Source organism: Bradyrhizobium sp. CB82 (genome assembly GCF_029714405.1).
Taxonomy (GTDB): Bacteria; Pseudomonadota; Alphaproteobacteria; order Rhizobiales; family Xanthobacteraceae; genus Bradyrhizobium.
On the sequence record NZ_CP121650.1, the window covers coordinates 8,380,335 to 8,405,522 of the forward strand.

Consider the following 25,188-nt stretch of genomic DNA (forward strand, 5'->3'; position numbering starts at 1 on the left):
TCCGTCTCGCTTAAGCCGGAACGGGTATCAAGGGGGCCACTTCCCGATCCTGGTTCTCGCTCGCCAATAGGCCGGCTGCTACGCCCACGCGGTCGGCCTCCGGACGGTTCTGACTCAGTTTGCGCTTGCCCTCGAACCGCGAGACCGGGATGCGCACGCCGATGATTCCGCGTAACTGGGCGGTAATGAAGTCGGCGGGGGCATCGGAGACGGCCCACGGTTTGGCGCGCGACCCTTCGTGCTTGTTCGTCAGCCGCGTCACTATGTCGAGCAGGCGCTCGGGTTCCTGGAAAAACTCGACTGGACCGTAGGCATGCACAGCGACGTAGTTCCAGGTCGGCACGACTTTTCCGGTCTCCTGCTTGGTCGCATACCAGGACGGCGTCACGTAGGCCTCGGGACCCATGAAGATCACTAGCGCGTCGCCGACGCGAGGCACGCGCCACTGCGGGTTGGCCTTCGCCAGGTGTCCGTACAGCACACCAAGCTCGCCCTCGCTTTCGTCGAGAAAGAGCGGCAGGGGCGTCGCCACAGGACCTTCGGCAGTGGCCGTCACCAGGTTCGCCAACCGGGCACCCCGGATGGTCGCGCGGATGCTGTCGATGTTGTCGTCCTTGAAGGCTGGGGGAATGTACATACCGTCTCTCCGTTCTTGCGTCCGGAGATAAGGCGAATCTGGCTCACGTTGAACTGCCAGTTTTCTCATTTTTTGCCAGTCCAGTTCGCCGACCACTGATTTCGTCGATGGCTTGGGCCAGGAGCTTGCAGCCGCGTTCGATCTGCTTCGTCTCCAAAGCCGAAAAACCCATAACTAGACCAACGGTTTCCGGCCGCGGTCGGCGGCCTGCCCGGCGGTGATCGTAGAGGACAGAGACGGGATAGACGCCCACGCCCTTCGACCGCGCCGATCGGATCAGTGCCTCTTCGGCTTCCTGCGGCAGATCGTCGAACCACACCACGACGTGAAGACCGGCGTCGGCGCCGTCGATCCGGATGCGGTCTGCAAACCTGTGGCGCAAGGCGTCGAGTAGGGCCCGCTGGCGCTCAGCGTTGCGTCGGCGGACACGCTTGACGTGGCTGTCATAGGCGCCGCTCTCAAGCATTGAAGCGAGGGCACCCTGTCCGGCCAACGGTGTGTGCCTGTCCATGATCTGTTTTGCTGCCCGGAACATGAATCGCAAGCCCGGAGGAACGACGAGGTAGCCGATTCTCAACGTCGGCGAGAGCGTCTTGGATACGGTCCCGAGATAGACGACATTATCGCTGCCTTCGAGGGCGTGAAGCGGAGGGACCGGTTTTGTATCGTACCGGTATTCACCGTCGTAGTCGTCATCGATCACGTAGGCGTCGCACTTTCTGGCCCAGGCGAGCAGCTGGTGCCGGCGCCCGATCGGCAGGACGCCGCCCAGCGGATATTGATGCGAGGGCGTGACGTACGCGAGCCTTGCCTTAACCGTATCGAGCCGCTCCGTCTCCAGGCCATCTCGATCGACCGGGATCGGGGCCACGGTGGCGCCCGTTGCCGCGAAGGTGTGCCGTGCCATCAGGTAGCCGGGATCCTCCATGATAAAGCAGTCGGCGGCGTCGAGCAGGAGCCGCGCGCAGATGTCGAGCCCCTGCTGAGATCCGTTCACGACGACAATCTGATCGACGTCGCATCGCACGCTTCGCGACCGCCAAAGATATCCCTGGAGCGCCGTTCGGAGCCGCAGCGCGCCGCAGGGATCGTCGTAGGCCAGGCGGTCCGGCTTGCGGGTCATTACCGCGACCATGGCTTTTTTCCATGCGAGCACCGGGAAGTCCGACGGCGAAAGATCGCCATACCGGAAATTCGCGACGAGGTCGCGCGGCGGTTCGATCCAACGAGGGAGGTCCTGTCGCAACCGCTCGCCGAACTTCGACAGCCGAGCATTGCGCGTCGCTGCCCGGGACGAGACTCGCTCACGTCCCCGATCGACGATGGCGGGGGCGACACGCGGCCGGGCGCCATGGCGTATCTCGATGAAGCCCTCCGCGGCGAGTTGTTCATAAGCGACCGTCACGGTGGAGCGCGAGACGCCCAGCTCGTCGGCAAGTGCGCGGGACGAGGGCAAAAGGCCGTCGGTGCTGTAGACGCTTTCGAGAATCTGATCTCGAAGTGTTTCGTAGATCTGGCGTGAACCGATCCGCCCATGGCGCTCTGAAGCCAATTCTTCAGCCTCTATATTTTGTTCTCCCAACCGCCAAACTTTGAAGTTGGCGAGCACTCTTCAATTCAACGAGTTCTACTCAGGGTCAAAAGCTACCTTCCGAAATGCGCTAGCGCCACGGTGGCTGTATCTCAGATAGCTGCCGGCTTACTGCACCGCAAGTCGGACAGAGGCGGACAAGGCCGCCTATCCGCTCCAGCGTCCAATATCGACTGCAGTCCGCACATAACGGACAACACGACGTAATCTGCCGCCGCAGGCCGATCGTCAAACCGCCCCGGCCTCAGCGAAGCATTAATCACGCGACATCCTGGGGTGCGAGCTGGCCCCGCAAGGCTGCCCGAAGTGAATCGAGGCCGAGGGCGCGTAGATCCTCGTTGAAATCGCCACGCCTTGGTGACCAGATGATCGCCTCGATACCGTCCGCGTGGGCGCGCTCGGTCAGAGTCATCGCAGCCGCGTCGCCGGCCGCATCGTTGTCGCGGGCGATGTAGAGCCGGCGTAGCGTCGGCGGGAGCAGAAGGGCAGCAAGGTGGTTGGCCGAGAGCGCAGCGACCATCGGCATGGCAGGCAGCGCATAGCGCAGCGACAGCATCGTCTCGATGCCTTCGCCGGCAGCGAGGACGTCGTCGGCCGCGCCAAAGCGGACGGCGTGGCCGCGGAGACCGCCCATGGCCCGTCGCGGCGTGTCGACCGGTGCCTTGCCGAAGCCGTCCGGCGCAAGCCAGGTGCGATGCGCGCCGGTAACGCGATCGGCAAGATCGGTGACGGCCGCGATCATCGCCGGCCAGGTCTCAGTCGGCGAACTGTCGTCCGGGCGATAGTGGCAGCGCGGATGAAACCGCAGCGCGCCCACATCGTGAACAGCTTTGATGCCGCGATTGCACAGGTAGGTCTCGACGAGCGTCCTGCGGATCGGCTGCGACACGGCGAAGAGCCGCTGCGCTGCTTCCGGCGATCCGGCGGGGACGGGTGTGCGAATGATGGTCTTTGGGCTGCGGCGCGGTTCGGTGCGCGGCAGCCTCAGAAAGCGTCGTGCCTCCTCGGCGACATCGCGAAAATCTGTGAAACCGCAGCTCTCGCGGATCACATCGAGGAGATCGCCATGTTCGGCCGAGGCAGCATCGGTCCAATGTCCGGCGGCGCCGGGACCGGAGTCTGGTCCGCTGAGCCGGACGTACATCGACCGGCCAGGCGTATTGCGAACGTCGCCCACCATCCAGTAGCGCCCCTGGCGCCGCCCGTTGGACAGGTAATGGCGGCAGACCGCCTCGGCATCACGGGCGAGACGGCGCGCCAGTTCGGAAGCGCCACGGGGCATCACCTGACCTCCCGAGCGCTGACATTGTGTTGCGTAGAAGCTGCCAAGCGTCCGTGAGACAGCACCCAAGCCCAGATGCGCGACATAACTCGCGGCGCAACCCGTTTGCCGGCTGGCCCCTTGGGCGAGGCTATCAGTCGCACGAACATCGAGCGCCCTGGTGTGTTACGGGCGTCAGCTGTCATTGCCGGCACATTGGCAGAGGCATTCCGTATTGCGTAGCCGTCGAAAGCAATCACTCCGTCGAAGTCAGAGCCTGACCATTCCATAATGAGCCTGACGCGCGACAGCTTCTTGCCTCGTCGATCGGCGCGTAGCGTGGCGTAGGTCGTAAAAAGGACGCCATAAGCAAGCCGGATCCGGATCGGCGAGCTCGGGCAAAACCGTCGGAGACGCGTGATAAGCAGCCGCTCCACATCGAGCACGGACCACTCAGGCCGTGCATCCTCCGTCAATTTGTCCGACTTGTTAATCCAGACGCCGCGCAGCCGTCTCATCGTCCAATCGTGGATCAAGATGCCGCCGATCTGGCGCTGCATCAACAACGGCTCAAGGGCCCCACTATCTTCCCGGCGCCGTGCTCGGGCCGTGAGAAACCCCGTGATTTTCGAAAGCATCGGCAGCATGGAAATGGGCGATCCTGGCTTGGCACGGATAACCGAGCGAACGGACAGGACGGTTGCCGCCTCGCAGGCGTCACAGGCGTTGTTCCAATCCCAGGAGCCGGTCGCGTCGATGAGATCAAACCCAACTTCCATGGCGCGACCCAAGATCACTTCGATGCACAGGCGGCGCTCACGGCTTGGGAGTAGACGGCGCGTGACACGAAGAAAAGATGTTGCCGCTGGCGAGAACGTTGCGGCAGCCGCGGCAGTAGTATCTGATGGCTTGAACATATGGAAAACCTGAGGAGAGCGGTTGCGCATCGAGCCGCCGGCGCTCTCTCGTGATCCGACGGGCTCAAACCTGCCCGTCGCCCCTCTTCCTCTTCATCACAGGGAGCCGCACAAACGCCCTCGCCTGGACCACAGGCGTGGAGCCGAATCGGCAAAAGCCAAGAAGAAGTGCGAGGGACGGGAGAACCCGTCCCTCGCCGTCGCTTCATGCGGTGGACTACGACTTCCGGCAAAGTCGCCTTCGCCGCTGTTCTTCATCCAACGTTTCGACCGCCGATTTGTCGCCTCCTTCAAGTTGAAAGGATCGGGTCCCTGCGCAGCTCGAGCGCCTGCAACTCGGCCTCGTTCCAGAAGAAATATCCACCAGCGGCATTACCACGCCGCAACGACACATTGACTTGATTCGGCAGCGCCTACGGCACGCCGAGGCTATCCACGGGACGACAAAGGGAGACTGTCGAAGAGTAAGAAAAAGCTGCCCGCCCATAGCTGGGGCTAGGCAACATATTCGCCGATCTCGGCCTGCCGAACGCCGAGGAGCACCAACTCAAGGCTGCTGTAGTTGTTCAGCTAAGACGGTTGAGGGCGGAGCGGGAGATCACCCAGACGGAAGGCGCCAAGCTTGTCAACTTGAAGCAGCCTGACCTGTCCAAGGTGCTTCGGGACACTTCAAGCTGGTTTCAGTGGAAAAGCAGCGCCAGCTTCTTGACGACGAGCACCACAAGCCGCTCCCAGCGCTTCTCCAAGTCCAAGTCCTTGAACGCATGCATCTGCACGCGCAGCTCCTCCTTCTCAGCGTCAAGCGCGAGCACCATCCGCGGGGCGGAGCGACCGCGGGAAGGTTGCGATTGACCGCACGGCCGGGCAAGTTCGTGCCGGGCCGCTACGTCGCGTTGAAGATAAGAAAGCCCCACCGACTCCATTCTCGTATCCAGCGTGCGACACAGCGGACTTTCTCGTTATGGGTGCAACTGGCATCGCCCAAGCTCTATCCGACGGATCAACCGCGATTGGATTCGACCCTCCTGCTGGGCTCAGAGGGAATCCGGCGACGGCACGGGCCCTTTATCATCGCCGCGTGACACCAAGGCATAATTGCCCTACGTGACCGTTCGATTTAATATAGTTAGAACTATACGAAGGTTTGTAACTATACGAAGGTTTGTAGTGCGCCTTCTTCGGCTGTCTGATCAGTAGCGATCTCAAAATCACTCGGGGCGCCTGTCGGCGCCGAATTAAATTGAAGTATTTAACCTCTCCGCCAGAAGGGCCGGACTGCTATAAGCATGTTTAACCAGCTCACCATTTTGGGACGTTCAGCGACGCAGCTCGTTTTTGGTAGCATTGCGCTAGCGGCGGTGACGCTAATATCCTTGTATATTCATAGCCCTTTCGCAGCGACGGCGTTCGCCTATCTGGTGGTGATAATGCTGTTTTCGCTGATGGGCAGCTTCATCGCAACGTCGGTGCTTTCCATTGTCTCCGTCGCTGCGTCAGTCTACCTGTTTATACCGTCCACGTTCAGTCTCCGGATCGATGACCCAAAGAACCTTTTGGTGGTTGTCGCCTTCCTAACCGCTTCAATTATCGGAACGCACCTGATCGGAAAGGCCCGCCACGAAAGGGACGCTGCGCGTGAGGTCGCAGCCAAGCTACGGCACAGCACGGCCGAACTGCATGACCGCGAAAAACGGTGGCGCGCGATCTTTGAGCATAATCCGGTCATGTACTTCATGGTCGATGAAGCCGGAACGGTCCTCAACGTCAATACTTTCGGCGCCTCTCAACTCGGCTACGCGCCTGCGGAACTGGTCGGCCTATCCGTGCTGAAGGTCTTTCAGGAAGAAGATCGTGAAGTCGTTCGCAAATGCATCGAGGAGTGTCTCACAAACATCGGTCAGTCGCACACCTGGGACATCCAGAAGGTCAGGAAGGACGGCTCGGTGCTGTGGGTGCGCGAAAACGCCAAAGCAATGCTCTGGGCCGACGACAAGCCCATCGTCCTCATTGCCTGCGAAGATATTACTGAGCGAAAGCGGACGGAATTTGCCCTGCAACGGAGCGAAGCGCATTTGGAGCAGGCGCAGGAATTGAGCCATACTGGCAGTTTTGGCTGGAACACCGCCACGGGCGAGGTCTTTTGGTCCAAGGAGAACTTTCGGATTTTCGATTACGATCCCGAGAAGACGATACCGACACCGCAACACGTCCTTGACCGCACCCACCCAGAAGATAGGGCTTCCGTCCAAGCGATTCTGGATCGAGCGTCTCAAGGCCAGGATTTCGATCATGAATACCGACTGCTGATGCCCGACGGGTCGGTAAAGCACATTCACGCGCTGGCACGGGCCACGAGAACCGCGTCTGGCGACATCGAGTTTGTCGGGGCGGCGACGGACATCACGGCAGCAAAGCAAACGGAACAGCAGCTGCGCCGTAGTGAAGCCTATCTGGCCGACGCGCAGCAGCTCAGTCACATGGGCACTTGGTCCTGGGATTGCCACCGTCGTTGTTTTGCGTATCGCTCTGCCGAAGTGAATCGACTGTTTGGCTTGGATCCAGACGAGCCTGTATCGCTTGAGACCATCAGGTCGCGTATCCATCCAGATGACTTAGCGCTGACGCAGGAAGTGCAACGTCAGGCTATTGAACAGAAGGCAGGCAACTTCGAATATGATTTCCGAATCCGTCTTCCCGATGGCGCGATAAGGCACATACACTCAGTTGCGCACGCTGTGTTGGGAAGCGATGGCGTCACCGTCGAACTCATCGGAACGCATATGGACGTCACCGAGCAACACGCGGCCAGGGAACGTCTGGAAAACACCCTTGCTGCGCTGCGCGAGAGCGAGCAGCGCTTTCGGGACTACGCCGAAACCGCTTCCGACTGGCTCTGGGAGACCGGACCAGACCACTTGGTCACCCACTTATCGGAGCACGCCAGCGCAGTAGGCATCTTGGCCTCAGGGGTCATCGGCCTGCCTCGCTGGGAAATTGCGTGCGATGTTGATGAAGAACCCGAGAAGTGGCGGCAGCATCGGGCGACGCTAGAGGCACATCTACCATTTCGCGATCTGATCTATCGCGCCGTCAACAAGACCGGGTCTGCGTTCTACGTCCGGACCAGCGGTAAACCCTTTTTTGATCTAGCCGGCAACTTTCTCGGCTACCGTGGCGTCAGCACTGACATCACCGCGAGAATTCGCGCAGATCAGGCCGAACAAGAGCTGCGGAAGGCACAGGCGGACCTTGCGCACGTGACACGCGTGACGACGCTGGGGGAACTAACGGCCTCCATCGCCCACGAAGTAAACCAGCCGCTCGCCGCCATCATCAGCAACGCCGACGCATGCCTCGGCTGGATGGGTCGCGAAACTCCCGACCTTCCCGCTGCGCGCAGATCGGTGGACTGGATCATCGAAGACGCGATCCGGGCAAGCGAGGTGGTCCGCAGGGTCCGCGCACTTGCGAAGAAAGGTGAGATCGAGATGGTACCGCTCGATATCAATGACGTCGCTAAGGAGGTCATCGGGCTGGTGACACGTGAGCTGGTTAATCACCAAGTGACCTTGCGAACTAAGTTTGCGCCAACGCTTCCCACCGTCCTCGGTGACAGGGTTCAGCTGCAACAGGTGATCATCAATCTGGTGATGAACGGCATCGAGGCCATGCATACGATTGGCGACCGGAAGCGCGAATTGACGATCCAGTCATCCATGGACGATAAGGGGCGTGTGCAGCTCTCCGTGACCGATTGCGGCGCCGGAATCGCTGACGAAGACATTGATCGCATCTTAGACCCGTTTTTTACTACCAAATCGAGCGGCCTTGGAATGGGTCTATCGATCTGTCGTTCGATCGTGCAAGCTCACGGAGGGCGCCTGTCCATCGTCCGCAAGCAAGAGCCGGGCGCGACCTTTCAATTTGTGCTGCCAGTCGTCTCTTAACGTCTTCCCCTCCCTGAACGGAGGGGATTTTCCGAGGAGCCTTAATTTGAGCGGCTCTACGAGATTTGCGGCGAACGGGGACATCCACCGCGGGCCGCATTCCGGCCGTGAGAATGTTGCGGGCTGCGTTCACGTCGGCATGCGCCTCGTGTCCGCAAATCGTCGCAGGCGAAACGTGCGTGCGTCGATAGAAATGCGTGTCAGCGCGCCGCCGATTAAACCCGGGAAGATCACCTGCGAGGCGTCGCCGCGCCTGCGTGCGATGGACGTCTGCCAACGCATAATCTCGGACACAGCGCTCGACAGCAGCATAGGATTGTCTCGTAGCTTTCGTAGCTCGGACGGGTTCTGGTTCGTGAACAAGAGGCCACCGCTAATCGAATTGCGCTTGGTGTCGTTTCCGCCCACAATCAGGAGGATAAGATTGCCAAGGAACTCTCGTGAGTCCATATTTCGGGTCGCGGGTGAATGCGCCATCATCGAAATCAAGTCGAGCCGAGGCTCGGCATCTGCGTCGTCAACCCAGTTGAAGGTCTCATTGCACGGCAAGCCGTGAAAAATCGCTCTACCGCGACTTAAGGCCCGGAGGAAGATGTTCCGCTGGCACATCGACAGTGGTGACGCCTTGCTCTGACGAGAACACTTTATGATTTGTATCGACCGCTATGATGTCGCGGTATTTGGTTATCGACCAATATGGGCCGTACGGACTGTCTTGACAGTAGTGCACGTGATCTTCCCTTCGCAGCCGCTCGAAGTAAGGCCATATGCTATCGTCTTGAAAGCGTTTAGACTCGCTTATGTCCAAACCACTCAGCTGGATGTTCCACGGATCATCGCGTCCGTGATCTGCTTGTAACGTATCTATGAGTTTCTCCCGGCGCTGGTCGCCCGACTCTTGGTTCGCCCCCGCTCTTGCTCCTGAGTGTAGGCAGCGGAAGATATCCGAAAGTAGAGCGCACGCTCCCTACCATTTCCCGGAGGAGCGCAAGGTTGCTTTCACTAGTATATTTAGTGACACGGCCTCGCCTAATCGCAGCTTGCATCGCTGACCGACTGGCGAAGAGGACATGGCTGGCCATAAGCGGCCATGGACTTAAGATCGCTGAGTGCGATGTCTTCACATACGCCTGCGTTTTGTTGGTCGGCAGCACGACCTTCGAGAGTGAAATGTGGAAGGGTTGATTGTGATCGCCAAGGGAGATGAGTTCTCACGAACTATGCAGCGGTAGGCCAGCCTGTAGCGGGCCAGCAATGCGGGACGTTCTGGGGAGTTGCCGAATCGAGGCGGAAGCAGGCCTATCGAGGTCCGCTCTACGGGAGCTTAAACGTTGATGCAACGATCCGCTTTAGGGATTCGATTGACCGCATTGTATGCCGTTACGTTTGAGACGCCTTGTCCGATTGCAGTTCCCTCATATGCGCGTGGCAAGCTCAAGCTTACGGTCGGGGCGGGAAACGTCGCTGAGATTGCCGTCGTCTTCGCCGACGCACACCCCACCGGAGGCGGAACTGGTCCACAGCCGAATACTTGCAGAGCAGAATTTGTTCGTTGTTGTGAAATCCCGGCCTGCTCCGGGGCGATGCTAGTTGACACCCTAAACTTGCCGAACGACCTGCTTCGGAAGAGCCTGGAGTAGCTAGAGAGGACACTCGGGTGCGAGAGGAAAGCCGTGACGCCTCACTGGGAATACCAGCTTAGATTTGATGTAAGCGATTCGGCTGCGGCGGAAGCGATACGACTAAGACGCCAAGAGCCGAAGTTGGGGCCATTGTTCGATATCCTCGTATCCCATCGTGCCGCGCCAAAATGTCTGTTCGATGCCTTTGCCGAGTATGTGGCCGCCGGCGAAAAATACGGCGTCGAGCGGTATCCGCTCTACGAATGGACAAAGGCGACGATCGAGAATCCGGCGAAGCGAGAGAAGTACTTGAAGAACTTCGCAGTCTACGTGGACGACCGCGAAGTCTATGCCAAGGCAACTGCCGATGCATTGGAGAGAGCCCTGCAGCCGCTGGTCAGCTGCGGACTGATTGCGCGGATAATCAAGTACGACACCAATCCCGTCAACAATCCGCAGCCGCCAGAGTGATGAAAACTGCCTGTCCGGAAGCAGTGCTCTCTTTCGGCCACAGTTGAATGGTGAGCCGTCGTTCGCGCGCTCACACCGAAGCGGTTTGCGCAATGCGTGCTGGTCAACCCGACAACGTCAGCAATACGGCTCTCGCGCAATCGGCCTCCCCGTGACCGTGCGAGGCTGCAAGGTCCGCAGTGCCGCCAGCTGCTGTTCACTCGCCACGACTGGTGATTTACCTGACATGCCCTACCTCCGCGAGTCAGCGTGAAGACGGAATCACGCCCGGCATCCGTTGGCTAATATGATGAAACCTGCTTCGTTCAACACTGATCGGGACAACCCGCGGCTTCAGCTTCGCCCCTTATGGCTACGATGAACTGGAAATCATCCCTTCGAAAAAGTCTCTCAATTTCTCTCAAGGGCGCTGACGGCGAAGAGACTGAGGGCAATAGTCTAAGCGGTTTCGCAGTTGGCACGTGTTTTGAATAAGAAGCCTTACTCAGAATAGCTCAATGGGAGACGAGGTGATACCTCATAAACGATGTTGCCTAATCTCGACTTCGACGCGCGACGCTTGCTAACGTGCTCGGCTGTGCCGGGAGCCCGGTTCAAGCGCCGCCATCGCACGATGTTCGCATCGATCGCGTGCCGTGACTTCTTCGCACTTGCAATCTCAAAGCATTCTTGTCGTTTCTTTCGAGCGGGCTGCCGAACGTTGTCGACGCCAAGAAAGTCGACGCTTCCTTTAGGAAGGGCAGGATCCAGATGACCACCGCGGAGCCTTCGTCCGAAGCGGCCGTCGAAGGCGGCCTTCTGAGGCAGGAGGCAAGCCCGGAACGCGAACCAAAAGCGTCCGAAAAAACCTCCGTGGTGCATCCAGTCTGCTCTCGTTCAGAGGTATCGGTACTGTGCTCTACCCTTGCAACTCCCCGAAAACGACATCATGACAGTGGAGTCGGACGTCACCTCTGCGAACGCAAGCATTCGGGCGAGCACCGTCTGGACAATTGTGCTCGGCTTTGCCGCCGATCCGTTGATGCGTTGGAGTTGGCCTGACCCAGGGCAATATCTTAGGAGCATGCCTCAATTCATCAACGCCTGTGGCGGAGGAGCATTCGAGCATGGCACCGCGTACGTCACGGGCGAGAGTCGCGCCGCGGCCCTGTGGCTGCCTCCCGACGTGCAGCAAGATGAGGATGCGCTGGACGCAATCATGGCGCTGTCCCTGCGCCCGGAGATCACCGAAGATATGGCACACCTACGGCAGGGAATGGCCGAACATCACCCCCCCGAGCCACATTGGTATCTGCCGCTCATTGCCGTTGATCCAAACTGGGTCGGACAAGGGCTTGGCACATTGCTGATGAAATACGCTCTTCAACGATGTGATGAGCAGGGCATCGCTGCCTACCTCGAAAGTTCGAATCCGGACAACATTCCCTTCTACCAACGTCACGGCTTCAAGGTTATTGGAGAGATACAGCACGGTTCTTCGCCACCACTCACGCCGATGTTGCGAACGGCTTATTGAGCGAAATTCGGAAGACCCTTCGCATGCTCCAGATGCCGAAGCTTCCCTGCGGACACGGCCGGTCTAGCCAGAGTTGCGCCAGCAATAAAGGTCGATGCCAGCTTTGAGGCAACTCCCCCAACGACGTGACGTTCCGTGCGGTTGCGGCCTCTAAGGCGCTACAGCGCGAGTGGCTGCAGTCCTCAATCAGCACGCTGCTTGCTCTATTCAAATCATTATCACCACGTCCCGTCCGGCGAACTGGAAGGATTCGGCTTTATTGGCTCATGGCGTCCGGTCCGGACCGTCCTACTCGCCGCGCGCAATCGGGAGGGAGCGCTATGAAACCGCACGTTCGTCCGGCTGCGGTGGCGCGATTGCAAGGACAAGGTCGAGGCGGGGCCGTTCGCAAGCTGCTGATGTCAGCGCTCGGCGAGATCGGCATAAGTGAACGTGGCCTCCATCCAGATGCCACCAGCGCGCATCGCCTCCGGGCAGATCGGCACGTCCGATCGGTTGGGGGTCAGCCGTTTTTGAGCTCGAAGGGAGCGTGGAACCAGTGACAGCTCAAAATGGCGGCGAAGGTGAGCGACAACTTTATCGGTGTGAACACAGCGCGTTAGCGTCGAGGATATATTTTTCAAGAGACGAGATCGAAGCGGTATGGTCGAGTGGTCATAGCGCGGAGGGTGGCTGGCACCATCTGGCTCGGCCATATTCGCTTTTGGGCGCAAACGACGAGGTGTTCATACCGTCGCCCTATCCAGTCAAGAATGATTGGCAATGACCTAACATGACCGCGTTCGATGGAAGACGGTTTTGTTCGGGGCCAGACAATGAACACACGAGGCCCTGCCCCGGTCGACGCAAAGCATACGCATCCGTCCTTTGGCACAGTTGGCACGTCTGATGCTGAGAGCTGGTAGGGTTCAGTTCACCGAGCGTCGATCACTGCCGGCGGGCCGTTGCATCGATGGGCTCCCAACAATTTTCTGATTTAAGGGCCGCACAAAGCGATGGATGGCGTGACACGTACGGCTACCGACGATCGATCCAGCAAGAATCAGTTTGTGGAATGTCTGCCGATCGACGCGATCATGGCGATCGACCGCATTGCAGGATCGGATCCAGAGAGGGTTGCGCTGAGGGTCGGCGCGGGCGAACTCACCTACAAGGAGCTGCGATCAAGATCGGATGCCCTCGCAAGGACGTTACAAGAGCATGGCGCTCAGGGCGCGGTCGTCGGCTATTTGGGTGAGCGAGACCTCGACTGGGCGACGGCGGTCGTCGCAATTTTGAAGGCGGCATCAACGTACCTGCCGCTCGATCCATCGTTACCGGCTTCGCGTACATCATTCATGATCGAGCAGAGCCGCTGCGCTTTGATTATTGGCCCACACCAGCTGGATTCGCTCAACCTGTTACAGGCGAATAGCAAAGTCGCCGCGCAATTCATATCCATAGAGGCCGCGTTACGACATGGCCAGATTTCGTCTGTCGTGCCGTCATCGAACGAGGATGGACTCGCCTACATTCTGTTTACGTCTGGTTCGACGGGCCAGCCTAAGGGCGCAATGATCGAGCGCGCAGCCCTAAACAATCATCTGGCGGAGAAAACTAATGCCCTAGCCCTCACTCGGACGGATTGCATCGCGCAGACGGCATCGCATTGTTTTGACATCTCGTTGTGGCAGCTTCTGGCAGGGCTTTGCGTCGGAGGCTGCATCGCGATCCTTGATGATGCGACATTGAAATCGCCAGCATCCCTTCTCAAAGCAATTCAAGGGTACGGCGTGACGGTTGTTCAATTCGTTCCGTCGATGCTTGCAATATTTATTGAATATCTGCAGTCGCTTGCGGCGCCTGAGCGAGCTCTGGACGGTTTGCGGATTATCTCTACGGTCGGAGAGCCTCTAACACCCGGACTGGCGCGCGCGTGGCTTGCCTTGTATCCCCGGGTTCCCATTCTCAACCACTACGGACCGACCGAGTGCGCGGACGGCGTTACACATCATCTGGTTTCGGTGCCGCCTGCGCCGGCTGACCTTTATGTGCCGATCGGCAAGCCGATTTCTAACCTTGAGGTTTATGTCGTCGACGGATCGCGGCTGTGCAACACGGGAGAGGTCGGCGAAATCTGTGTTAGCGGTGTTGGCGTCGCTGCTGGTTACGTCAATGACGATGTCCGCACCAATGAAGCCTTTGTGCCAAATCTGTTCTCAAACGACCCGTCATTCCGGCGTCTATACAGGACAGGTGATCTCGGGCGCATTCGTTCCGATGGCCTTTTGGAATGTCTCGGTCGAAGGGACCGTCAGGTCAAAATCCGCGGGCACAGAATTGAGCTCGGAGAAATCGAGGCCCGTCTCTCCGCTCATCATTCGGTACGTGGCGCCGTCGCGGTCGCCTCCGCCTGCGCAGGCGTAAAGCTAATGGCGAGGGACATAACCGGGGTCGCGGGGGACACCGGATCGAGACGACTCATCGCGTATGTATCAGCTCCCGCTGAACTGGCGGAAGGCGAGCTTCGGAACTTTCTTGCCGAAGCGCTTCCCACCTACATGCTGCCAGAGAGGATCATCCACGTCGACCGTATTCCGCTGACCAAAAACGGAAAGGTCGATTTTGGAGCATTGCCGGACCCGACCAGTGTTCGCCCTCCATTGCCGACGCCATTCGAGGAACCGCAAACAGGACTCGAAGCCCAGCTGCGTCGAATTTGGTCCGCCGTTCTGCGTATTGAGAACATTGGCGTGAACGATCAATTCATAAGCCTCGGCGGAGATTCGCTCCGGGCAATGCTCATATTGGGCCAGTTACAGACCCAACTCGGAGTGAGAACGGATTTCAGGATGGTGCTGAATGGAACGATCCGATCTCTCGCGGCTTCGATCTCGGGCCGAATCGACTCCAAACCGTGCACAGCCCCGACCTACGGAAAGCTTACGCGCTCGCCTCTGACGCGAGTTCAGGAGCACCTATGGTTTCTCTCGCAGCTCGATCCGTCTGCCAGGAACTACGTCATTCAAGGCGGCCTGCGAATAAGGGGAACCATCGATCTGGCCGCGTTCAATCGCGCCTGGACCGATGTCGTTCATTCCCATCAGGCACTTTCGGCCCGCTTTGTCGACGAGGACGGTCCGGTTCAGCTTTTTGATGCTCCGCAATGCGCACGTCTTGAATTGATTGACGCGTCTCATCTCACGGCGCAGCAAGGTGAGGAGCTGATCGCAGAGTTGCGGCGCACAGAGCTGAACGGAAACTTTGATCTCAGCCAAGGCCGTCTGTTTCGCGCGCGCATGATCCGTTTTGGCTCTGACAACCATCTCATACTGATCACCGCTCACGAAATTATCATCGACGCCTGGTCGATCTCTGTTCTCATCAGGGACCTTCGACAACGGTACGTAGATGCGGCTGCGTTTTTGCCAGAGAACCGCGCATCACTCTCGACCTACGCTCTCTGGGAGAAGCAACACGTTACGCCGGAGACGCTGTCCAACCAACGTAGCTATTGGCGTCGCCAGATTGGTGATTATCCGCCAGTGCTTTCGCTTGGAACGGGCAAAGCTCGGCCGCAGACAAATTCCTACCGCGGCGCCTCGCATGCGGTACTGCTTGGCAGCGACCTCTCCAATCAGGTACGGGAATTTGCGCGCCGACATAGGTGCACCACGTCGACAACACTCCTCGCATGCTTCAAGCTGCTACTGAAGATGTATAGCGGTCAGAACGACATTATCGTTGGCACACCGCACGTCGTACGAGATCAACCTGGCAGCACTGAAATTGTTGGCTTCTTCCTCAATATGCTGCCAATCCGCACCGCGATCGATGTCGACCAGTCGTTTGCGGTTCATGCCTTACGCATCCAGGACTTGGTCAGCGATGCCATCGCAAATTCAGCATATCCATTCGGCTGGATGGTAAGGGATATCCGGCTACATCGCGAGGCCGGACGCTCACCGATCTTCCAGGTCATGTTCAACATGTATTCCGAGGCCGCGGAGCCACTTGGCCAACATGAGTTGGATCTGACATTCCGCGAATTTGACACCGGCTATGTAAAATTCGATCTGACATTGTACGCGCAAGATCAGAACGACGAAATTGCCCTCCAGTTGGCGTATGCCGAGGACATGTTTTCCAGCGATCTGATTGTCCGGATGGTCGACAATCTGCGCTGTCTGATTGCAGCCTGCGTGGAGAAGCCGCTTGCGCCCATTAAAGACCTGAGCTGCCTTAGCGCGTCAGACGTCACTATGCTGGACTCGCTGGAAGGCTCGGCGCAGCCATATGAGGTTGAATGTCCGCTTGTCGAAGCGTTCGATCAGATCAGCGTCTCTAGTTGCAGCCGGGTGGCATATTTTGGTGATTTCGGAGAGATCACATTCGGCCATTTGCGCCAGCGCGTAACAGCTATCAGGTCGTTGCTGCAGGCTTCCGACGTCGGGGCTGGCGATATGGTCGCTATCCTGGTTGATCGGTCGCCTGACGTGGCCGCTGCTTTTCTTGCGGCGCGAGCCTTGCAGTCCATTGTTGTCCCAATATCGCCGGATTATCCGCGTCATCGGATCGAACATATCCTGCGAGATACTCAGGCAAAGCTGTTGGTCCACGCAAATGCCGCTGACCTTGGTTTTGACATGCCGTCGATTTGTCTATTGAACCTAGAAGAGTGCGACGCGCCCGCGTACGATTTTGAGCGCAGCGACAAATCATCCGATCAGGGAATTGCGAGCCTTATATACACGTCGTCCTCGACCGGGAACGCCAAGGGGGTTCTGATACCGGAATCGGCAATTCTCAATCGACTGAACTGGATGTGGCGAAGCTTTCGCTTCAACAGTACCGACGTGATGGTTATCCAGAAGTCCGCATCACTTGTTGCGTCCGCTTGGGAGTACTTTGGGGGGCTTCTAAGAGGTGTGCCCGCGCTGATCCTGACCCAAGAGCAGTTGCTGGATCCAGATCTATTATTGTGCATGTTGGTAAGACATCGCGTGACACACTTATTTGCCTCGCCCCCACTCCTTTCCGGCCTCATTGCTTCCCAGGAACGACACCCGCGACCGACTGCCTTGCGGTTGGTCACAAGCAGCGCCGAACCGATGCCTGCCTCGCTCCCCGTTCGCTGGCGTACGCATTTCCCGGACGTGCCGTTGTGGAACTTCTATGGTGCTACAGAATGTGCGTCGAATGCCGCAATCTACGAAACATCGGATGCCGACAACGGCTCGTCGCTCGTCCCCGTGGGGCGCGCAATCGATAACGTCAAACTCTACGTGCTCGATGCCCAGTTGAAGAGAGTCCCTGTTGGAGCCGCCGGCGAACTCTGCATCGCGGGGCGCTGCGTGAGTGCTGGGTACTGGCGGGATCAAGATCGGACCTGCCGCTGTTTTGTGCCCAATCCGTATGATGACGGACAATACAGCATTCTTTATCGAAGTGGCGATATCGCACGCATCTCAACTGGCGGCCTTCTCGAGATTTGCGGCCGATCGGACAACCAGGTCAAGGTGCGGGGCTTTCGCATCGAGCTAGAGGAGGTCGAAGCGGCCCTTGAGTCTCATCCGGCAATCGCGAAGGCCGCGGTCGTCGCGGACGGCATGGAGGATCATCGTCGCTTGACCGCTAGCGTGGTTCCGGCTCGCGACAGTCTGAGCTCTGGAGATATTGTTACCTACCTGCGCCAAACATTGCCCTCCTATATGATTCCCGCCGCCTTCCGTTTGGTTGACAGTATCCCCGTTACAGCGAACGGAAAGATAGATCGTGCTCGCCTGTCGTCCGTTCCTTACCGCGAGGTCGGGCCCGGCCCATCTGCTGAGCCCCGCACGAGGGAGGAGCATATTCTTGCTGCGATCTGGCAGGATCTATTGGGCGCCAAGCGGGTCGGAATCGATCAAAACTTCTTTGATATCGGCGGAAACTCTCTTCTGAGCGTGCGCTGCGTCACGCTGGCGCGCAAAGCCGGGCTGGCCCTCACTGTCGACCAACTTTATCGAACACCGACCATCAGGGAATTAGCGGCAAACGGCGCGGCGGTTACACCCGATACCTTCCCTACGGGGGGCAGCTCATTGCCAGTCACCCCTGCCATCTCGTCTTGGAACCGTCTCGCCGGCTTCGGTGAGCATTTCAACATCGGCGATCTCTTCTTCTTGCCCCGGGGACTACTGAATATTCAAATTCTCGAGCGTGCCCTTGCCCATGTCATGGATAGGCACGAAGGCCTCAGACTCCGCATTGCCCGAACCGACGATGGTCTACGGCTGACAATTGGACCTTCCGTGGCTGAGCGCCTCGTGGAGCAGATCGATCTTGTCGGAATGACCGGTCTAGAGCAGCGTAAGGCAATCGAGAGCATCTCAGCCAGGCGTCAACATATGTTTCGGTTTGACGGCCAGACGCCTCTTGTTAACGTCACGGCGTTCCGCACCTCGGAAAGCGGCGATTACCATCTGCTCTTCCTTTTGCATCATTTTGTAGCGGACGGGATAGGCTATCGACTGTTCCTGGAAGCAATGGATGCGGCGTATAGCGCCCTTGCCTCGGGCCACGCCGTGACTGGTCCCGAGAACATACAAATGCTCTTCCCATGGTTGAAGCGCCTTGAGCACTACGCGAACAGCGAAGCGCCAGCTGAACTCTCATACTGGGAGGGGATTGACTACCATCAGTTCGATTTACATATCAGCGATACTTCATCGGGGGCTGCGAGCTTTTCGGAAGTGACCGCAAGAGAGCTTCACTATGCGGGCCTTGAGGGTCGCTTGAATGAAGCAGCTTGCCGGTCCCTTTGGGAAGATCAGGCCAAGTACTATCTGGAGATTGACAAGGAAGCGACAGCGCGTCTCCTCAATATTGCGGCCAGATCGGCGCAGTGTCAGGACTTTGATGTGTTCCTTGCCGCCCTATCTGGCGCCATTGGACGCGTTTTCGGCAGCTATTCGCTCTGGATTGATAGCCTCACCTCCACCCGAGGTCGGCTGTTTGATGATCTCGATCCATCTCAGATTATCGGCGTTATCAGCGAGATCGTTCCGCTTCCCTTGGTTCTCACGGGCACGGAGCCCCGGCCCGATCGTGCTCGTTCAATTTACCGCCAGCGCAGTGCCCTGCCGCGCAGCGCAATAGGCTTTCGCGCCATGAAATTCCTGAACCGAGATCCTGCCGTGCGGAGCCGGATCGATCGCCTGCCCTTACCCCGAATTGGATTGAATTATCGAGTGGGTTTGCAGCGCCATTTTCCACGGCACTTCCTAGCCAAGGACCCTTCTCCACTCTGGATCGGCAAAGACATGGATGAAGCAGGCGTGAACTACCTCTTCTGGTTCAGTGTCGGCTATGAAGCCGGCCAGCTACAGATCGAAACGAGATATAATCCAACCCAAGTGGGTTATGAGGCGACCCGCAATCTTTGCACGGTGTTGCGACAGGAGCTGTTACAGACGATCAGCGAATTCTAAAATCATCCATGAATGAGCCGCAAACGGAAGTTGCCGTTGAGGGCGATCGCGATGCCAAAGAACATCGATCTATCGGACCCCAATCTCTCGAGCCTTATCCTGCGGCTCGCCATTCCATCTATTGTTGGCTTATCGATCAACGCGTTACACCAGGTCGTCAACGCGATCTTTGTTGGCGCACTTGGCACGCAGGCGATCGCAGCCGTCAGCATGACCTTTCCGATCGTGGTCCTGCTCACGGCAGTCGGACAAGGGATTGGCGTTGGAACAGCCTCGTTCATATCTCGTCATCTTGGCGCTGGTGAGTACCTTGAGGCGAGTCGTGGCGCCAGTACTGCACTGGCGTTCACCGCTCCGATCGGCATCATGTTTACCGCCGCTCTGCTTTTAAATCTGCGAGGGATCTTCGTAACGCTGGGAGCCACGCCAACCATCATGCCCCTGGCGCTCGACTATGCGGCGACGATTTTGTTCGGGTATACCCTGATGCTTCTGAACATCGTCAACGGCTTCATCGTCCGAGCCGAAGGCAACACACGATTCAGCATGTGGACGATGATGACCGCCTTCATACTGAACGCCGCGCTTGATCCTGTCCTCATATTCCTGCTGGACCTCGGCGTGCGAGGCGCAGCTTTGGCAACGCTGGTATCTCAGATCGCTGCTATTAGCCTCTATATCGCGTATTTTACAAAGCTCCGCGGGATGGTCCTCGTCAGGATCTCTCACATCTCGTTGCGAGCGGCTCGCATCAGACAGCTCGCGCTCATAGGAGCGCCAGCGACCATGACCAGTATTTTATCCGCCATTGCCTCTATGCTCTTGTACGGAGCTGCTGCCCCGTTCGGCGACGATTCCATCGCGGCAGTGGGAATAGCTGTGCGATTGCTGGTGATCGGCGCACTGCCTATCACCGGCTTCTGCATAGGTTCTCAAGCTGTCCTGGGGTTCGGTTGGGGCGCACGCGACTTTGCTCGGGTATTGAAGGCTGCGAAGTTCATGCTCTCCGTGGCTTTTGCTCTTTCCGTTGCATATTCTGCGGCCGTTGTGATTTTGGCCCGACCTTTGGTCAGGTTGTTCAGCGATAGTGAGAAGGTCACGGAAATCGCCGTCTCAAGCTGCATCGTCTTTCATCTCTTTTTTTGGCTTTTTGGTATTCAGAGCTTCGTGACGACCATGCTTCAGTCGTTCGGGAGGGCACGCCTCAGCGCGGTTGTGTCCTTGGCGAGGCAGAGCTATCTCTTCATACCGGCCGTACTGTTATTCCCGGTCATCTGGGGTTTCAACGGGCTGTTGGCCAGTCAAGCATTCGCTGAGCTGGGCGCCGGAATGATCGCGCTGTTTGTCATGTTCAACCAGTTCGCCGAGCTACGACGGCACCCGACTTCAAGAGCGATGACGAGTTGACCTGACAACGGACATCATCGCGGCCAGAGCATTGAGCCCACATGGTCGGCAGGTGTTGCGATCCAAGAAAGTGAAGAGCGTAACGTGCAAGAGTCATGGAGCTATAGCGGTCTTGAGCGGCTGTGCTTGCGATCGAGCCGTCAGCTGCTGCCGTCGAACGTTGTTTTGCGAACCTGTGCCGGTACTTGGAGCGGCGGAGCTGAACTCCTGCCCTCGGAGGAAGCAGCCGTGGCCATGGCCGTCGACAGAAGAAGGCATGAGTTTGCGGTCGGACGTGCCTGTGCAAGAGCAGCGTTGTCCGAGTTAGGCGTTCCTCCTTGCCCGATCCCCAGCGGCCCACATCGTGAACCCCTTTGGCCGCCAGCTGTGGTTGGGAGCATAACGCATTGTCCGGGATTCTGCGCAGCAGCTGTCGCCTTCCGCGCGAGCTATCATTCAATTGGAATTGACGCAGAGATCGACGAGGCGCTGCCACCGGGTCTGTTGGCATACATCGCAGTCGACGAAGAGCAATCGTGGCTCACCGGCGCCCCCGGGGACATCCATTGGGATCGGCTGCTCTTCAGCGCCAAGGAGAGCATCTTCAAGGCGTGGTTTCCGCTCACCGGGGCGTGGCTGGGGTTCCAGGACGCTATGGTGACCTTTAGTGCAAATGATCATGCATTCCGGGCTCGCCTTTCTCGTCCCCTACCACATACTTGCGGCGGTACGCGTGAGCTTCGCGGTCGCTTTATGTTCGCGGACGGGCTGATTTTCACTGCCGTCTTGGTTCAAGTCGAGGATAAGACAACGCCCTGAAACGTGACAATGGTTCTGGAACCTGGCGCGGCGAACAACACCTCATATTGGCTCTGAAGAGAGCCGTTGGGGGCGGGAGCGCGGCCGGTCCTTGATGATCGGCTTTTGGGTGGACTCGCACTCATGGCGATGAATATGCGACTTGACAATAATTGGAGAGAGCGAAAGAACGAGACTTGTTGGATCGTCTCACCCGCGAGGTGCAACGCTGGATGCGTGCGAGTGGGGGCGGTGACGCAAGTCCGAGCAGCAATTGTTCGCTCCATAACGCCCAGGGTAAGCCAAAGTCGTCTACTTGCCGATCTTCTAGTTTCTTGACAACCGCTGCGGCCGTCGCTCATGAACCGCGAAGGTCCGCTCGTAGTCCTTCGCGAAATATAGCGCCGCCGCATGGTCTCGGTCACTTTGTAAGCGAAGCCAACATCATATAGGAGCACGGCCTAACTGCTCGACTCCGCGTCGAGAACAATCTGGATGAGAGGCGCCTTTCGCAGTCCTGACTTGATGTCTGCCTCCCCCATCGGCTAGATGAACTGGCTGCAATTCGGAGATACTGCATTGGCAATAGGTACTGTGAAGTGGTTTAACCCGACCAAAGGATACGGCTTTATCAAACCAGACGATGGAGGCCCGGACATCTTCGTGCACATTAGTGCCGTCGAGAAAGCCGGTTACAATGCCCTCGCGGAGGGCGCCCGAATTAGCTATGAGCCCAAGACCGGCCGCTCCGGGAAACCCTCCGCCGAAAATCTCCGAGTTGGATAGGCTCGTCGGTAACGACTAGAAATGAAGAGCCCCGCCCCGGGAGAAAAGGGGCGGGGCTGCTCCCCTGTGCAGACAGGGAGCCACGCTGCCGAGAAACACCGCACTTCTCGTGCAACGCGCAACGCTTGTTTTTCGCCGGGTCACAATTCTCGCTGTGACATCGGGGTGCTCTGATTTTCGACCTTTGGTGCTCTTACGTTGTTGCGGACATTGCCCAAGGCGAATTCAGAAAGCGGCGCAGCCAGCTGGTCTTCTTGGACCCTGCAAGCGGGCAAGCATCGAAACAAGCACCTCGATTATCACCCTCGGCAGTTCATGATAATTTCTCTTCGTCTCGGTGATTCTTGCCTGCAGCGCTCCAGGTTGCGCTGTACGAGCGTCATTTCCGATGGTTCATGGCACTACTTGCTGTCATGATTCATGCAGAACCCTTCTCCGAGGCTCAGACCATTTGCGTTCGGCAAACGCCTTTTCGACCACGAATTGCGCGGGCTCACCGTCATTGCCTTCAACAAAGCCCTTCGCGATCAGCAGTTCGCGGGCATCGCGCACCAGCGCAGGGCTGCCGCAAATCATGACACGGTCATGCTGCGGATCGAGCTCCGGCAGCTCGATCTCTGTACACAGCTTGCCTGACGCAATCAGATCGGTGATCCGGCCACGGTTGTGGAAGGGATCGCGCGTCACGGTTGGGTAATAGATCAGCTGGTAGCGCACGAAGTCGCCGAGCAATTCGTCGCTCGGCAGTTTGTCGGTGATCATCTCGCCATAGGCGAACTCGGCGACGCATCGGCAGCCATGCAGCAGCACGACATTCTCGAACCGCAAATAGGTCTCAGGGTCCTTAATCACGCTCAGGAACGGCGCAAGTCCTGTGCCTGTGCCGATCAGATAGAGGTTGCGCCCGTGCTCGAGATTGTCGATGACCAATGTTCCGGTTGTCTCGCAGCTGACGAGGATCTCGTCCCCCGCCTTCAGATGCTGCAGACGCGAGGTTAAGGGACCGTCCGGCACCTTGACCGCGAAGAATTCCAGCCGGTCCTCGTACTGGCCGCTGGCCAGGCTGCAGGCACGTAGCAGCGGCTTCTCATCAACCTTGAGTCCGATCTCGGTGAATTCGCCGCTACGGAAGCGAAACGACGGATCCCGCGTAGTGGTGAAGCTAAAGAGATTGTCGGTCCAGTGATGAACGCTCAGCACGCTCTCCCGGTTAAAAGTGCTCATCTCACTGCTCCGGCGAAGATTAGAGCATTGACGCGTACCGGCGCTTGCGCAGTTTGCCGGCTCACTCTGGGGCGATTAAGTGGTCCTGAAGGAAGAACTGGATGTGAGAGCCAATGGCGCAAATGCAGCCCATAGTGAACGAACAATTTATCGTTTCTCACCTGAATGGGCTTTCTCGGCCTCAGATTGGTGCGCTTCGTACAAACAACCTGCAATCTCAATTTGAACTTGCGGCTCCGTTGCAATGCTGTTGGTACGCGCACTCAACGAGGATCTGGCTGTCGGAAGGCCCCGGCGTGAAAACAGACGCTGATTATGCGCTATGATCCAATGTGATTGGTGCAATGAGCAGGGTGTTCTCGCTTAAATTCTGTGTTTAGCTGCGTTTTTCGACGAATTTCAGCGCCAGAGCGGATTGACCTACTCCTGACCGGTCCCGACTAGCGATGGCCGGCGAGCGTTGTCACGACGCGGCATACTCGGTCCGGCCAGACCGCATCATCCTTCAGCGAGCCAAGGAAACGAATACCAGCCAGGTTTCCTCATGGCATGACGCGCGCCAACTTCTCTCTTTCCAGATAACGGCCATGGCATCCGACAGCAGTCCCTGACAAATCACGAAGTGCTGGAACAGGGTTTTTGCGCGGTCCACCATTGTGCTGCGGGAGATGCCGTTCCGACTATGTCAATAGACCGCCTGGACCAGGTCTAACAGGAAAACTCCCGCCAGCCCTTTGCACGCACCGCACAGGCGGGACATTCACCGCAGCCAAACCCCCAGTCGTGCCGGGCACCGCGTTCGCCGAGATAACAGGTGTGTGAGTGCTCGCGGATCAGGTCGACCAGTTCCGCTCCGCCGAGCTCGGAGGCAAGCCGCCAAATCGCCGCCTTGTCCAGCCACATCAGCGGCGTGTGTAGATGAAAGTCCCTCAACATGCCATGGTTGAGCGCACTGTTCAGCGCGCGGATGGTCACGTCCCGGCAATCGGGGGCGCAGGAATGATCTTTCTCGCACATGCCGCCAACGATATGAGAAATCCGGCGCGGGTAGGCGAGCGCCGCGGCAAAGGTCAAAAAGATCAGATTGCGGCCTGGCACGAACGTGTTGGGCATCCCGTCCGCGCCTATCTCGATCGCCATCTCGCGGGTCAGTGCGGTCTTTGATATCGCAGCCAGTGTGGGGATCTCAAGCGTATGCTTGTCGCCGAGCTTGCTCGCCCAGTCTACGCGCAGCTTCTTCAGTCCGTTCAGCAACTGATCGCAGCAGGTCAGCTCGATCGCATGGCGTTGGCCATAGGCAAAGCCGACGGTCTCAACCCGGGCAAAGCGCGACAGCGCCCAAGCGAGGCAGGTAGCGGAATCCTGTCCGCCAGAAAACAAAACCAGCGCGGCTCCGGATGTGAAATCGGTCATTGGGAGGATTCGCTTAGAATGTGAAGAGTTCAGATCAGGCGCGCTTGGCAATGGCGAACAACGGCAAGAAGCCTGCGATGAATGCCGCTTTCCCTTCATTGAATTCAGACTTAGAGGACGCGATTCATGATCGTCTCAAAGGTGAAGCCGCAGAACGCTTGAACGCGC

The 25,188-nt window shown here is 58.2% G+C and carries 14 protein-coding genes and 2 pseudogenes; 8 read left to right on the forward strand and 8 right to left on the reverse strand.

Annotation, left to right across the window (positions count from 1 at the left end):
• Positions 1–10 precede the first annotated feature (10 nt).
• From QA640_RS39880 to QA640_RS39895, 4 genes and pseudogenes are all read right to left on the reverse strand, one after another.
• Entirely contained in the window at positions 11–637 is a 627-nt protein-coding gene (locus QA640_RS39880; RefSeq protein WP_283038094.1) for an FMN-binding negative transcriptional regulator, read from the reverse strand.
• Between the two features lie 43 nt (positions 638–680).
• The gene (locus QA640_RS39885; RefSeq protein WP_349253680.1) at positions 681–2,189 is read right to left on the reverse strand and encodes a PLP-dependent aminotransferase family protein; all 1,509 of its coding nucleotides are present in this window, start codon (positions 2,187–2,189) and stop codon (positions 681–683) included.
• A gap of 298 nt (positions 2,190–2,487) precedes the next feature.
• Positions 2,488–3,510 carry a toprim domain-containing protein gene (locus tag QA640_RS39890; RefSeq protein WP_283038095.1) on the reverse strand — a complete coding sequence of 341 codons (1,023 nt, stop codon included), beginning with the start codon at positions 3,508–3,510 and terminating at the stop codon, positions 2,488–2,490.
• Between the two features lie 203 nt (positions 3,511–3,713).
• A pseudogene (locus QA640_RS39895) lies at positions 3,714–4,043 on the reverse strand (strawberry notch-like NTP hydrolase domain-containing protein); the annotation flags it as partial.
• A gap of 885 nt (positions 4,044–4,928) precedes the next feature.
• Here QA640_RS39895 and QA640_RS39900 point away from each other — a divergent pair.
• Positions 4,929–5,027: pseudogene (locus QA640_RS39900) on the forward strand (XRE family transcriptional regulator); the annotation flags it as partial.
• A gap of 59 nt (positions 5,028–5,086) precedes the next feature.
• Here the strand turns inward: QA640_RS39900 and QA640_RS39905 are convergent.
• A complete protein-coding gene (locus QA640_RS39905; protein WP_283038096.1) occupies positions 5,087–5,329 on the reverse strand; it encodes a hypothetical protein in 243 nt (80 codons plus the stop codon).
• 363 nt (positions 5,330–5,692) lie between these two features.
• On the opposite strand from QA640_RS39905, the gene QA640_RS39910 reads away from it, so the two are divergent.
• Positions 5,693–8,353 carry a PAS domain S-box protein gene (locus QA640_RS39910; protein ID WP_283038097.1) on the forward strand — a complete coding sequence of 887 codons (2,661 nt, stop codon included), beginning with the start codon at positions 5,693–5,695 and terminating at the stop codon, positions 8,351–8,353.
• Between the two features lie 129 nt (positions 8,354–8,482).
• Here the strand turns inward: QA640_RS39910 and QA640_RS39915 are convergent, their stop codons facing one another.
• Positions 8,483–8,902, reverse strand: a complete 420-nt coding sequence (locus tag QA640_RS39915) for a hypothetical protein (RefSeq protein WP_283038098.1) — start codon at positions 8,900–8,902, stop codon at positions 8,483–8,485.
• Between the two features lie 1,214 nt (positions 8,903–10,116).
• Here QA640_RS39915 and QA640_RS39920 point away from each other — a divergent pair.
• The 6 genes from QA640_RS39920 (at position 10,117) to QA640_RS39945 (ending at position 22,383) form a co-directional block, all read left to right on the forward strand.
• Complete coding sequence (locus QA640_RS39920) at positions 10,117–10,446, forward strand: hypothetical protein (protein WP_349253681.1); 330 nt, start codon at positions 10,117–10,119, stop codon at positions 10,444–10,446.
• Positions 10,447–11,374: 928 nt separating this feature from the next.
• Complete coding sequence (locus QA640_RS39925; protein ID WP_283038100.1) at positions 11,375–11,962, forward strand: GNAT family N-acetyltransferase; 588 nt, start codon at positions 11,375–11,377, stop codon at positions 11,960–11,962.
• A gap of 995 nt (positions 11,963–12,957) precedes the next feature.
• On the forward strand, positions 12,958–19,413 hold the full coding sequence (locus QA640_RS39930) for a non-ribosomal peptide synthetase (protein ID WP_283038101.1): 6,456 nt from the start codon (positions 12,958–12,960) through the stop codon (positions 19,411–19,413).
• Between the two features lie 51 nt (positions 19,414–19,464).
• Positions 19,465–20,820, forward strand: coding sequence for an MATE family efflux transporter (locus tag QA640_RS39935; protein WP_283038102.1), 1,356 nt, complete (start codon positions 19,465–19,467; stop codon positions 20,818–20,820).
• Between the two features lie 234 nt (positions 20,821–21,054).
• Entirely contained in the window at positions 21,055–21,618 is a 564-nt protein-coding gene (locus QA640_RS39940; RefSeq protein ID WP_283043031.1) for a 4'-phosphopantetheinyl transferase superfamily protein, read from the forward strand.
• Positions 21,619–22,176: 558 nt separating this feature from the next.
• Positions 22,177–22,383: a cold-shock protein gene (locus tag QA640_RS39945; protein WP_283043032.1), complete on the forward strand. Its 207-nt coding sequence runs from the start codon at positions 22,177–22,179 to the stop codon at positions 22,381–22,383.
• 411 nt (positions 22,384–22,794) lie between these two features.
• On the opposite strand, the gene QA640_RS39950 is transcribed toward QA640_RS39945, so the two are convergent.
• Complete coding sequence (locus QA640_RS39950) at positions 22,795–23,607, reverse strand: ferredoxin--NADP reductase (RefSeq protein WP_283038103.1); 813 nt, start codon at positions 23,605–23,607, stop codon at positions 22,795–22,797.
• A gap of 708 nt (positions 23,608–24,315) precedes the next feature.
• The gene (gene queC, locus QA640_RS39955; RefSeq protein WP_283043033.1) at positions 24,316–25,020 is read right to left on the reverse strand and encodes a 7-cyano-7-deazaguanine synthase QueC; all 705 of its coding nucleotides are present in this window, start codon (positions 25,018–25,020) and stop codon (positions 24,316–24,318) included.
• Positions 25,021–25,188 lie beyond the last annotated feature (168 nt).

Coding starts and splice junctions, on each gene's coding strand:
- QA640_RS39880 (WP_283038094.1), bottom strand. CDS start 637: ATGTACATTCCCCCAGCCTTCAAGGACGACAACATCGACAGCATCCGC.
- QA640_RS39890 (WP_283038095.1), bottom strand. CDS start 3,510: ATGCCCCGTGGCGCTTCCGAACTGGCGCGCCGTCTCGCCCGTGATGCC.
- QA640_RS39905 (WP_283038096.1), bottom strand. CDS start 5,329: ATGGAGTCGGTGGGGCTTTCTTATCTTCAACGCGACGTAGCGGCCCGG.
- QA640_RS39910 (WP_283038097.1), top strand. CDS start 5,693: ATGTTTAACCAGCTCACCATTTTGGGACGTTCAGCGACGCAGCTCGTT.
- QA640_RS39925 (WP_283038100.1), top strand. CDS start 11,375: ATGACAGTGGAGTCGGACGTCACCTCTGCGAACGCAAGCATTCGGGCG.
- QA640_RS39930 (WP_283038101.1), top strand. CDS start 12,958: ATGGATGGCGTGACACGTACGGCTACCGACGATCGATCCAGCAAGAAT.
- QA640_RS39935 (WP_283038102.1), top strand. CDS start 19,465: ATGCCAAAGAACATCGATCTATCGGACCCCAATCTCTCGAGCCTTATC.
- QA640_RS39940 (WP_283043031.1), top strand. CDS start 21,055: ATGGCCGTCGACAGAAGAAGGCATGAGTTTGCGGTCGGACGTGCCTGT.
- QA640_RS39950 (WP_283038103.1), bottom strand. CDS start 23,607: ATGAGCACTTTTAACCGGGAGAGCGTGCTGAGCGTTCATCACTGGACC.
- queC (WP_283043033.1), bottom strand. CDS start 25,020: ATGACCGATTTCACATCCGGAGCCGCGCTGGTTTTGTTTTCTGGCGGA.